Genomic DNA, 12,483 nt, shown 5'->3' with positions numbered 1-12,483 from the left:
AATTCCGGCATTTTTTTTAACTTTTGTCTAATTTATATGAACTTTTTGTTGCCCATGTTCTTTTTAATGTGAAAATTTACTGCCCTAAAAATGTTATTAAAATAGTATAATGAACAAGTATTGTACATTGTTAAGTTTGTTGATTCTTGTCGCGCTATTCTCAAGTGCACAAATAAAGAGTTACAACCAAAGCATAAAAGTGCCACATCCGGTTTGTTACGGATCAGGCGAAGTTGAAAGAGTGCGAATTCCGCCGCCTGCCGAATTTCTTTTGAAATCGGCCGGAGCAGCAAAGTCAGAAATTATAGTCGATTATAACGGTTTTACCCCTGAGGCGCAGGAAGCGTTTGCCTATGCTGTTAGTATTTGGGAATCGATTATTGAGTCGGATATGCCAATACGGATGCAAGCCAACTGGGAGGACAACCTGGAAACGAATGTGTTGGGAAGTTGTGGCCCTGAAACTTATTATAAAGACTTTAAAGATGCTCCTTTTAAAGGACGTTATTATCCGGTTGCAATAGCTGAAAAAATAGCCAAAAGAGAGATGAACGGCGAGAGCCGTTACGATATAGTTGCCAATTTTAACAGCAACGTTGATTGGTATTATGGCACTGATATGAATTGTCCGGATACGCTTTACGATTTAGTTACGGTTGTAATGCACGAAATTGGTCATGGACTCGGATTCACAGGCTTTCTTTTTATCGACAGCAACAACGAATACGGAGCTTATGGAAACATGGAGTTTGGAGACGCTACTTCGTTTGATATTTTAGTGCAGAAGGGCGAAACCGATGGAAAGCAGCTTGTTGATACCTCGTTTTTTGAAAATGTTAGCAGTGCGTTGAAAAGAGCACTGGTATCAAACGATTTGTACGCCAATAGTCCCATTGCTCAACATCGGAACGATGGGCTGAAGCCCAAACTTTACACACCGTACATTTTTAATGCCGGTTCAAGTATCTACCATTTGGATGACGATACCTATGGCCACACTGATGTAAATTCGCTGATGACTCACGCCGTAGGTATGGCAGAAGCAATTCATGATCCGGGGCCTATAACAAAAGGTATTATGGACGATATCGGCTGGAGGAATATCTATATTCGTTTCGATCAGGTAAAAGATATTGAGGAACTAAAACCGCTGGTTTTCAGCGGATGGTTTGAAAGTGATTATGGTGTAAAAGACGGAACGCCGAAAGTTATTTATTCATTAGACGAATTTGACAGCCATTCCGACACACTTGAATTAATGGATTTAAAAGGCGACGGAACCTATTCAGTAACTTTTGAGCCTGCGGCAGGTACCGAAAAAATCTCGTATTACATTGAAGTACAGGATACCGTGAACCGTATGCGAACCGATCCTGCACTGGCACCAACTGAATTCTATACCATACATGTGGGTACCGATACCGAAAAACCTGTTATTGTGCACGAAGAAATTAATTATTTCCTATTGATCAACGAGCAACAGCAACTTTCTGCAGATATTAGCGATAATCTTGGTATTGATACGGCCTACGTGCAATATTCTATCAATGGAGATGCACAGGAACCATTTGCCTTACAACGGGATTTTGATAATCGGTATATTGGAAATTTTCCTTTCGACCTAAATAACTTAAACGATGGAGATGAGATTACTTATGCCATATTTGCTATCGACGAAGCAAACACGCCGAATAGCAACAGGTTACCGGCAGATGAATTGGATTTTTTCTCCTTCACAATTGAAGATATTTTTGATCCGGTTAGCTACTACTCAAACGATTTTAACGCTGAAACTCCTGATTTCCTTCTTTCTGATTTTGATATCTATACGGCTCCTGATTTTAACGATGGAGCACTACATAGTTTGCATCCTTACGCCGCACCCGAAATTGATAACGGGGAGTTGGAGTTTACAACTTTGTTGAAGAAACCAATAATTATTAAAGATAACGGAACACTGAACTTTGCTGAGGTGGTTTTGGTTGAGCCGGGTGGATTGACTTCGGTATATGGCGACAGCAATTTTTACGACTATGTAATTGTTGAGGGAAGTAAAAACAACGGAGCCAACTGGTATCCCCTTTCCGATGGTTACGATTCGTCGGACCAGCTTGTTTGGAAAACGAATTACAATAGTGGAATACCAACTGATGGACAAAACTCGGAGACCGAAGGTACGGCCGACTGGTTTGTAAACCGTTCGATTACACTTACCGATAACGATTATTTTGTAGCTGGCGATACTATTCTTATACGGTTCCGGTTATACTCCGATCCCTATGCTACAGGTTGGGGCTGGGCAATTGACGATTTGGAAATTCAGCGACCGGTATCAGCCGGTATTACCTTATTATCGCCGGGAGAGATTAACGTTTATCCAAATCCTTTTACCGATAATGTAACGGTAAAAATTTCAGCGGTTCAGCAAGAGGCGCAAATACAAATTGATGTGTTTAACGCCGTTGGGCAAAAAATATATGCAACTCACGAGCAGGGAGTAATAGGCGGTTATTCGCATGAAATTAATCTTTCGCGATACGGAAATGGAATATTTCTGGTAAAAGTGAGCCAAAATGGACAACCTGTGCTTACCAAAAAGTTAATTAAAAACTAAATTCCGGATATTAATTGTGAAATTCGGAGTAAAAACATGATAAAAATTTCATTTCAAAAATATATCTCTATATTTGTTGACAGAAATTGAAGGAATGACAACGAAATTTAACAATAACTATTTCTACTTTTATTTTTATTATGGTTCTGGAATCGGGGTCAGGAAGTAGGGTATTGTCTAAATTAAAGATATTTTACAGAAAGGTCTCGAAAAAATTCGGGGCCTTTTTTTTGGTTAAAAGTGAAATAAACAAAACTGTATAGACGAATGAAAACAACAGTAATAGGACTTGGATTAATTGGGGGGTCGATTGCCCGCGATTTGCGAAAATCGGGGTTTGCCACCGAGTTAATTGGGGTTGATGCCAGCGAAGAAAATGCTGCCAAAGCCTTGGAGATTGGACTGGTAGACCGGATTGAAACGCTGGAAGCGGGGGTGAAAGATACCGACCTGGTTATTATTGCCATTCCGGTAAACAAAGAGCTTGAGGTTCTGCCGCACGTGCTCGATCTGATTGGCAGCGGTACAACAGTAGCCGATATGGGTTCGACAAAAAAAGTAATTGTTGATTTGGTGGCCAACCACAAACGACGGAAAAACTTTGTTCCGGGTCACCCGATGTCGGGAACTGAAGACTCGGGCCCAACAGCCGCATTGGAAGGATTGTTTAAGGGAAAGATTGCCATTTTGTGCGATCAGGAAAACTCGGGGCCGCAGCATGTGGCTTTAATTGAAAAGATGTTTCAGGTGCTGGGAATGGACATCGCCTACATGACATCGGATGAACAAGACCACAGCACCGCTTTTGTATCGCATTTGCCCCACGCTGCTGCTTATGCACTGGCCAATGCCGTTCAGGCTAAAGAGGATCGAAAAATTATTTTCGACCTGGCAAGTGGTGGTTTTCGTTCAACGGTTCGTTTGGCAAAAAGTTCGGCTACCATGTGGCACCCAATTTTTCAACAAAATCGCGAATACGTTGTTGAATCGCTGAACGTTTACATCAAGCACCTTATCGAATTTCGCGATTGTATGAAAAACGAAGAGGACGATAAAATGCTTGACTTGATCAACAATGCGAATAAAATCCGTGGCATTCTTGAAGGTCAGAATCCACATTTTCTAAAGAATGAAGAAACTGTAACAAAACTTTATACGAAATAATCATGACGTTAAAATTAGACATTAATCCGATAAAAGCGTGGATGCCAAATATCGATAATCCACTGCTGATTTCAGGGCCATGCAGCCTTGAAACGGAAGAACAAACCATGGAAACCGCCCGTTTGCTGGCTAAAGACAAACGCGTATTTGTTTTTCGTGGTGGCGTTTGGAAACCCAGAACACGCCCGGGATCGTTTGAGGGTGTTGGTTCGATTGGTTTAAAATGGCTGCAGCAGGTAAGGGAAGAAACCGGGTTTCCGGTAGGAACTGAGGTGGCTAACGCACAACATACTGAAGAGGCTTTAAAGGCCGGCCTTGATGTGTTGTGGATTGGAGCACGTTCAACGGCCAGTCCTTTTGTGGTGCAGGAAATTGCCGATGTATTGAAAGGAACAGATACTGTGGTGATGATTAAAAATCCGGTGAACCCTGACGTACAACTTTGGATGGGTGCAGTTGAGCGCATCTACCAGGCAGGCATTAAAAACATTGTGGGAATCCACCGTGGTTTTACGCCATTTCGCGAAACAAAATACCGTAACTACCCCAACTGGAAAACCTTTATTGAGTTAAAGCGTTTGCTGCCGAATTTGCCTGTTATTTGCGATCCGAGTCACATTGCCGGAACACGCGAATACCTTTTCGAAATTTCGCAGAAAGCGTTTGACATGGGCATGGAAGGATTGATGATCGAATCGCACCGCGACCCTTCTTGTGCACTGAGTGATGCCGGCCAGCAACTTACTCCGGCCGATCTTGGGAAAATGCTCGATAAATTGGTAATTCGTTACGAAAATGCCAGCAATCCTGAATTTGACAATCAACTGGATGTGTTGCGTAACCGAATTGATGCCATTGATGCTGAATTGCTGGAAATACTGGCTTCGCGGGTACAGATTGTTAAACAAATTGGGGAGTATAAACGCGACAACAATGTTACTGCGCTGCAAATCAGCCGTTGGACACAGTTAATGGAAAACCGCGTAAAGCTTGGGAAGAGTATGGATGTAAACGAAACTTTTGTGAAAATTCTTTTTCAGCTGATTCACGAAGATTCGGTACGTATGCAAACCGAAATTATGGACCAGGAATAAGATGACTTTAGAATTAAATAAGCTCCGGAAATTTTTCGGAGTTTTTTTATGCCTTTTCTTCGGCTTTTTTAGATGATTCTGCCAGTTTGTAAAGCGCCTTTTTCATGGCTTTTTCAACCTGTGCGAACGTTGGTAGTTCCTTACCAATAAAAATGAAAAAAATGGCCATTTGTTGCTCATCTGCAAGCAGCGGAAGCATTTGTTTGTTTAAGCGGTAAGCTTCGCGCATAAGCCGTTTAATGCGGTTGCGTTTTACGGCTCGTTTAAATATTTTTTTACTAACCGTAAAACCGGCCTGAACGGGAACAGGTTGAGGTAGCTCAGTAACTTTGTAAACAACTTTTATTGGAAACGCTAAAAATGATTCGCCCTCTGCAAAAAGTTCGTCGATAACTTTTTTGCTGCACAAACGCTCTGCCTTTTTTAGTGTGTGAGCTACCGGTGATTCTGTTTTTTCTTTTGTTTCCATAAAAAAGTAAAGGCCATACGTCAAACGACGGACGGCCTTCCAAAAGTATATATTTTTCTATTTAATTCTTGTTGCTCTTCTTGATGTATTGTTCAAGAGCCATAGTCATCGAAGGAGCCTGTGCTGTTGGAGCCTGAATATCCAGTCTTAATCCGGCTTCTTCTACTGCTTTTGCGGTTGACGGACCAAAACATGCTATGCGCGTTGAATTTTGCTCAAAGTCGGGGAAGTTCTGAAACAGCGACTTAATTCCCGACGGGCTGAAAAATACAAGCACATCATATTTTATATCGGCCAAATCCGATAAGTCGGCACTTACGGTGCGGTATAAAATTGCTTTCGTATACTTGTAGCCACCTTTATCTAACAGGGTTGGAATCTCCTGTTTGTGAATATCGGAAAGTGGTACAAGGAATTTCTCGTCCTTGTGTTTTTTCATCACATTCACCAAATCGGTGAATCTGCCATCGGCGTAAAATATTTTACGCTTACGGTACACAATGTACTTTTGAAGATAGAAAGCAGTTGCTTCAGAAATGCAGAAATATTTCATTGAATCAGGCACTGTAATGCGCAATTCCTGTGCAATTCTGAAAAAATGATCGATAGCAGTACGGCTGGTAAAAATTACAGCAGTATGCTCAAGTATCTGCGTTCGTGTTTGGCGGAATTCCTTGGCAGGAACTCCCTCAACTTGAATAAACGGTCGGAAATCGATTTTCAGGCCATTCTTCTCTGCCAATTCAAAATACGGTGATTTTGCTGTACTTGGCTCCGGTTGTGAAACTAAAATGCTCTTGACTTTCAAATTTTTATGCTTTTAATGAGACTTTCCCCCTTCTTATTCAAACAACAACTTTATAAATTAAAAGCAAGGGTAAAATTTCAAGGGTACAAAGGTACAAAAACAGATAAAATAAAGAAAATTGTTTTTTCAATAATATAATTGCACCTCTTCTAAGTAATATTATATTGAAACTAAAAAGAATTACAAGTCCTGAAATGGCTATAAACACAGGGGTTTTAAGTGGGGCAAATTGTATTAAAATAACCACAGGTAAAAACACCAAACTGAGCGAACGATTGAAATTATCGTAGCTAAACAAATATTCCCGGGTTTCATTTTGCGTTTCAAACATCAATCCCAATGTGAAATAGATCACTTTTTTCCCAAAAAAATAGAGTAAAGTACTCCCGAAAATTAAGAATAAATACATTGGTGTTAGTGGCCTGCTTTGATATTTAAACAGATTTAAACACTGAAATATAAAAATAGGAAAGATGATATAGAAAATAGCCTCAAGACGAAATGCCGCATGAAAAACAGGGTAGGTTTTATCGTTAAGCATGCGTATTGAAGTGGCGTTGTTGAATAGCGATAAAAAAAGTTGTTTAAGATACTTGGCATACGAATACCGGATGCTGGCAAATAGGGCAATGGCAACAAAAATAATGATGGTTAACCAATCGTGTCCCGGATACTCGCGCTCGCGGTTGGGTAAAACCAGCGCTTTCTGTTCAAGTTGAGTGCTATGCATTTCAGCCTGTTGCCGCGTAATGATGTAGTCGGAACTATCAACAGCTTGTCTCTTCTGCCTTGCAGTGTTGTTGCCACGTGATAATGTGCTTGTTTTTTCAAGGGATTGGAGCACTTCCCCACTTGCGTGATGTGCCGCAATGGTATCCTGGTTATATATATAATTTGCTCCCATAGTTTTGATTGGCGCAAAGATACCAAAATAATAAACTGAAGGTGCTTGCTTTATGGAAGAACTATTTGCCATTTTCGGGGAAACGACAAGCTAATTTTAGTTAATTTGTGAGGCATAAACAAAAAATGGAAGCAAAGATTTACATGGCCCCATTACAGGGTTTTACGGACTATGTGTACCGTGCAGCGTACGCAAAAGTATTTAATACGGTTGATGCGTATTTTGTTCCTTATATTTCGTTGAAAAACAATGTGATACCCAATAAGTATGTTCGCGAAATACTTCCGGAGAATAATGAGCAAAGCAGGGTAGTTCCACAAATTTTAGCAAAAGATGCAGCGGAGTTCGAATCACTGGAAAATGTTTTAGCTGAGCACAACTATTCGGAACTGAACCTGAACCTGGGATGCCCGTACCCGATGGTCACCAACCGCGGAAAAGGTTCGGGGCTATTGCCCTTCCCGGATGAGATTGATAAGATACTTGAGCATTTTTATACGCAGCCGAAAGGTGAACTTTCTGTAAAATTAAGAGCCGGGTATAAAACAGCAGATGAGATAAAAGATGTTATAAACGTATTGAATCAGTTTCCGCTAAAAGAGGTGATTCTGCACGCGCGGGTGGCCGGACAGTTGTATTCGGGCGAGATTGACGAGAATGCCTTTGCCTATGCCACACAAAACCTAAAACATAAGTTGGTGTATAACGGCGACATTTTTTCAATGGAGGATTTCATTGCCAAACAAAATAAATTCCCCGGCATTGATACCTGGATGCTGGGGCGTGGGATTTTAATGAACCCGCTGTTGCCACATGAAATAAAAGGTATTCAGGTTTCTCCGCAGGAACGTTTTGATTGGCTAAACACCTTTCATCAAACAATGCTGAAGAGTTATCTGGAAGTGATGGATAACGAGGGCAACGCGCTGAATAAAATGAAACAGTTCTGGATATACTTTTCCTGGTGTTTCCCTAATCAGCGAAAGCTGCTGAAACACATTAAAAAAGTAAAGTCGCTGAATAAATACGGCGAAATCGTAAAGTCAGCATTTTACGAGATTTGAGGTTAGAATTTCGACTACGCTCAGTCTGACAACCTTTTAGCCATGTTGAGCGTAGTCGAAATAAATCAAACAATTGTTACCGGAAACAAATTTTAATGTGCATCCAGCCAGTTGTCGGCGGCATTGCTTTCAACCGTTAACTGAACGCCAATATCCACAGCATTTTCCATTTCGGTTTTCACCAGCGAACGGATTGTTTCCAATTCCGGTTTATACACATCAAAATTCAATTCATCGTGCACCTGCAAAATCATTTTCGACTGCAGGTTTTGCTCCTCCATTTTGTTGTGAATGTTGATCATGGCGATTTTAATGATATCGGCGGCAGAGCCCTGAATTGGCGCATTTACCGCATTTCGCTCAGCCATGCCGCGAACTACCGCGTTGGCCGAATTGATATCGTTCAAATAGCGGCGGCGTCCTTTTATGGTTTTCACAAAACCCTGCTCGCGGGCCAGATGAATCTGTTGGTCCATAAAAGCTTTAATCTTTGGGAAATTCACGAAATAGCCGTCAATCAACTCCTTGGCTTCGGTGCGTGGAATATTCAGTCGCTGCGACAAGCCAAAGGCCGAAATACCGTAAATAATTCCGAAGTTGGCCGTTTTGGCTTTACGACGCATGTCCGAATCAACATCGCTTTCCGGAATCTGGTAGATTTTCGCTGCGGTAATGGAGTGAATGTCTTTGCCTTCGTTAAAAGCGCGTTGCATTTCTTCGTCGCCACTTAAGGCGGCCATAATCCGCAATTCAATTTGCGAGTAGTCGGCAGAGAAAAAAGTATGCTCGTCATCCGAAGGAATAAAAGCTTTACGGATTTCGCGGCCTGCAGCATCACGTATCGGTATGTTCTGCAGGTTCGGATTAACCGAGCTTAAACGTCCGGTGGCTGCAATGGCCTGGTTGTAAGAGGTGTGAATCTTTCCGGTTTTAGGATTTACCAATTGTGGCAGAGCCTCAACATAAGTTGATAGCAGTTTTTTTAGTCCACGGAAATCCAATACTTTCTGTACGATCGGATGCTTATCAACCAAACGAATCAATACCTCTTCTGAAGTGGAGTATTGTTTGGTTTTGGTCTTTTTGGCGTTGGTATCAATTTTTAATTTCTCGAAAAGAATAGGACCCAGTTGTTTGGGCGACGAAACGTTAAACTCTTCTCCGGCCAGTTCTATAATCTCTTTTTCCAGTTGAATAATTTGCTCGCGTAAAACACCGGCGTATTTATTTAACTCATCGGAGTTTAACTTTACACCGGTACTTTCCATTTTTGCCAGCACCGGTACCAGTGGCATTTCAAGTGTTTCGAAAAGTTCGCGCACACCGGCTTTATCCAGCTCCGGCTCCAACGCATTTTTTAATTGTAAGGTAAGGTCGGCATCTTCGCAGGCATAATCGCGCAACTTATCCGTTGTTACCGATCGCATGGTTAGCTGGTTTTTTCCTTTTTTGCCGATCAGGTTCTCGGTAGGTACTTTTTCGTAATTCAGGTACTGTAAACACAACATGTCGAGGTTGTGTTTCATGTCGGGCTGAATGAGGTAATGTGCCAGCATGGTATCGTAAAGCGGGCCTTTTACTTCCAGGTTATAATTCTTCAGAATAAGAATATCGTACTTAATATTTTGCCCGATTTTGGTAATGTTGGTATCTGCAAAAATAGCCTGGAATTCGTCCATTACCTTTTGTGCTTCCTCGCGATTTGTAGGGATGGTAACACAATAAGCTTCGTGCTCCCTAAACGCGAACGACATACAAACAATCTCGGCAGTTTGTGTATCTAGTCCGGTGGTTTCAGTATCAAAACAGAATTCCTTTTGCACCGAAAGTTCGGCGCGTAAACTGGCGCGTTGCAGTTCGTTTTCGACCAAATAATATTGGTGAGGAACAGAGTCGATGTTTTCTTTTGTTGCAGGAACTTCGGTTACAGCTTCTTCCGGAGCGCCAAAGAGTGTTCCCTGCATGGTCGGTTCGGCCGGAGCACTGCTCAGTTTTAAGCGCGAAATCAGTGTTTTAAATTCCAGTTCGTTAAGCAATTTTACCAACTCTTCTTTATTGAGTTCGTTTTTTTTCAGTTTATCAAGGTCGAACGGAACCGGAGCATCAGTAATAATTGTTGTCAGAACTTTCGAAAGGCGCACCTGCTCCTCGTTTTCAACAATCCGTTCCTTTTGTTTGCCTTTTAGTTTATCGGTGTTTTTGTAGAGTTCTTCAATGCTTCCGTATTCGGCAATCAGTTTTTGAGCTGTTTTTGGCCCAATGCCTGGGCAGCCTGGAATATTGTCGGCCGAGTCGCCCATCAATCCAAGGATGTCAATCACCTGGTCGGCGGTCTCAATACCAAAACTTTCCTGTACTTCGGGCAGTCCCCAAACCTCTACATCGCCACCTCCTTTTCCCGGTTTATACATAAAAATCTGGTCGGAAACCAGCTGTGCATAATCCTTATCGGGTGTCATCATGTAGGTGGTGAAACCTTCTTTTTCGGCTTTTTTTGCCAGGGTTCCGATAACGTCGTCGGCTTCGTAACCTTCCTTTTCAATAATCGGGATGTTAAAAGCCTCAATAATTTTACGAATGTATGGAATCGATTTACGCAGATCTTCGGGCATTTCATCGCGGTTGGCTTTGTATTCTTTAAACATTTCGTGCCTGAAAGTTGGCGCCGAAACATCGAAAACCACCGCCAGGTACTCCGGATCTTCTTTTTCCATTAACTGCACAATGGTGTTGGTAACGCCCAGCATTGCCGAGGTATTTACACCTTTTGAGTTAAATCTTGGATTGCGGATAAATGCAAAATAACTGCGGTAAATCAGAGCGAAAGCGTCTAAAAGAAAAAGTTTTTGCTGTTTGTTTTCAGCCATAATATTAAATTTCAGGGTACAAAATTACTTATTGTCTTCTGCAAACCATTCGGCATACGATGTTGCCGTTTCGTACAGACGAATACTATACAACGAAACATCCTCGGGCAATTCTTGTTGAAGAACGCCTGCAAAATATACACACATATTTTCCGATGTGGGCTGGAAATCGTGAACGATCAATCGTTCCGTAGCTTTTAAAAGGTGCTCCTGGTTTTTGTCAGCGTAAATTTGGCTAACCACCAAACTGTGGTCGTACACATTTACAATCTTGTCTTTCACCAGTTTTTTAAGCTTTCCAAAGTCAATCACCATCCCGTCTTTCGGGTGTCCTTTCTCCTCCCGTATTTCACCAAGTAAAGTAACTTCCATGTTGTAAGTGTGCCCGTGAATATTGCGGCACAGGCCGTCGTAATTGTGCAGCGCGTGGCCCATTTCAAAATGAAATTTCTTGGTAACTCTAATCTTCGCCATTTGTGTATAAATTTAATGACGTGAAATTACAGTTTTTATCCGACGTTTGGTATTCTTAAATGAATTTAGACTACTTTTTACAAAGTTTCCCGGATAAGAATAAGAAGATTTATATAGCCTGCATAAACAGGTGTTCTGCCAATATTTTCAGGCCAATAGCAATTAAAATTATTCCTCCAATCATTAGCGATTGATGGCTTCTTTTAGCCGAAATGTTTTTCCCGAATAACATACCAAGCATGGCTGCAATAAAAGTTACCGAACCAATAACCAAAACCGGAAATAAAATGGGGATTTCAAGAAAGCCAAAGCTTAATCCAACAACCAATGCATCAATACTGGTGGCTATTGAAAGACCAATTAATACGCTGATTTTAAACGGATCGAAATTTTTGAGAGTGCCATCTTCTTTTATTCCTTCCACAATCATTTTTCCGCCGATTAAAGCCAGTAAGCCAAAAGCGATCCAATGATCCACCGAAGAGATCAGGTTTTTAACGGCCTCGCCAATTAGCCATCCAATTACCGGAAAAGTAGCCTGGAAAAATGCCAGCGAAGCAGCAACCAGTGTGGCTTGTTTAAATTTAATCTCGCGTTTCATCAATCCACACGACACAGAAACGGCGAAGGAATCGAAACTTAAGCCAATGCCGAGGAGTAAAAAGGTTATGAATTTTGCTGTTGTCATTGGTGCCGCAAAAGTAACAAAATTAGTTTTTCTGCCTACACCGGGTTTTGTGTTGGAATGATTCGAATAGGGTTATTTCTCGCAGATTTCGCAGATTCTGCCGAAAAACAAACCGTAAAGATTGGTAATTGTAAGAACCATTTCTTATTTTTTTTGAAAATGTTTGTTATAAAATTAAAAGCAACTCGTAAACTATAACAGAAAACCACTGAAGACGGTAAAACAGTAATTAAAATACAAACAAAAAAGAGGCTGTCCAAAAAGGCGGTCTCTTTTTTTATGCTGCAATTTCAGAATAGTAGTTTTTCATCCAGATTTTAGATTGTTGCTTTTTCAA

General features: G+C 41.3%; 10 protein-coding genes. 4 read left to right on the top strand and 6 right to left on the bottom strand.

Annotation, left to right across the window (positions count from 1 at the left end):
- The first annotated feature begins 109 nt into the window (after positions 1-109).
- From BMW53_RS18340 to BMW53_RS18330, 3 genes are all read left to right on the top strand, one after another.
- The gene (locus BMW53_RS18340; protein ID WP_038556828.1) at positions 110-2,614 is read left to right on the top strand and encodes a T9SS type A sorting domain-containing protein; all 2,505 of its coding nucleotides are present in this window, start codon (positions 110-112) and stop codon (positions 2,612-2,614) included.
- Between the two features lie 267 nt (positions 2,615-2,881).
- On the top strand, positions 2,882-3,778 hold the full coding sequence (locus tag BMW53_RS18335) for a prephenate dehydrogenase (RefSeq protein ID WP_051567670.1): 897 nt from the start codon (positions 2,882-2,884) through the stop codon (positions 3,776-3,778).
- Between the two features lie 2 nt (positions 3,779-3,780).
- Complete coding sequence (locus tag BMW53_RS18330) at positions 3,781-4,872, top strand: chorismate mutase (protein ID WP_038556830.1); 1,092 nt, start codon at positions 3,781-3,783, stop codon at positions 4,870-4,872.
- Between the two features lie 46 nt (positions 4,873-4,918).
- On the opposite strand, the gene rnpA is transcribed toward BMW53_RS18330, so the two are convergent.
- The 3 genes from rnpA to BMW53_RS18315 form a co-directional block, all read right to left on the bottom strand.
- Positions 4,919-5,341 (bottom strand): ribonuclease P protein component, encoded by a 423-nt coding sequence (gene rnpA / locus BMW53_RS18325; protein WP_051567671.1) that lies wholly within the window; start codon positions 5,339-5,341, stop codon positions 4,919-4,921.
- A 61-nt stretch (positions 5,342-5,402) separates the two neighbouring features.
- Positions 5,403-6,149: a uroporphyrinogen-III synthase gene (locus BMW53_RS18320; protein ID WP_038556832.1), complete on the bottom strand. Its 747-nt coding sequence runs from the start codon at positions 6,147-6,149 to the stop codon at positions 5,403-5,405.
- 37 nt (positions 6,150-6,186) lie between these two features.
- On the bottom strand, positions 6,187-7,053 hold the full coding sequence (locus BMW53_RS18315; protein WP_038556835.1) for a DUF4271 domain-containing protein: 867 nt from the start codon (positions 7,051-7,053) through the stop codon (positions 6,187-6,189).
- Between the two features lie 125 nt (positions 7,054-7,178).
- Here BMW53_RS18315 and BMW53_RS18310 point away from each other — a divergent pair, with 125 nt between their 5' ends.
- Positions 7,179-8,117: a tRNA dihydrouridine synthase gene (locus BMW53_RS18310; protein ID WP_038556838.1), complete on the top strand. Its 939-nt coding sequence runs from the start codon at positions 7,179-7,181 to the stop codon at positions 8,115-8,117.
- Between the two features lie 92 nt (positions 8,118-8,209).
- Here the strand turns inward: BMW53_RS18310 and polA are convergent, their stop codons facing one another.
- The 3 genes from polA to BMW53_RS18295 form a co-directional block, all read right to left on the bottom strand.
- Entirely contained in the window at positions 8,210-10,984 is a 2,775-nt protein-coding gene (gene polA / locus BMW53_RS18305; protein ID WP_038556841.1) for a DNA polymerase I, read from the bottom strand.
- Between the two features lie 24 nt (positions 10,985-11,008).
- Positions 11,009-11,458 (bottom strand): 6-pyruvoyl trahydropterin synthase family protein, encoded by a 450-nt coding sequence (locus tag BMW53_RS18300; protein ID WP_038556844.1) that lies wholly within the window; start codon positions 11,456-11,458, stop codon positions 11,009-11,011.
- A gap of 109 nt (positions 11,459-11,567) precedes the next feature.
- On the bottom strand, positions 11,568-12,146 hold the full coding sequence (locus tag BMW53_RS18295) for a manganese efflux pump MntP (RefSeq protein ID WP_038556847.1): 579 nt from the start codon (positions 12,144-12,146) through the stop codon (positions 11,568-11,570).
- Positions 12,147-12,483 lie beyond the last annotated feature (337 nt).

Source organism: Draconibacterium orientale, from assembly GCF_900111425.1.
In the GTDB taxonomy this organism is placed as follows: domain Bacteria; phylum Bacteroidota; class Bacteroidia; order Bacteroidales; family Prolixibacteraceae; genus Draconibacterium; species Draconibacterium orientale.
The sequence above is the reverse complement of the archived record's forward strand: the minus strand, read 5'-3'. Positions and strand labels throughout refer to the sequence as shown.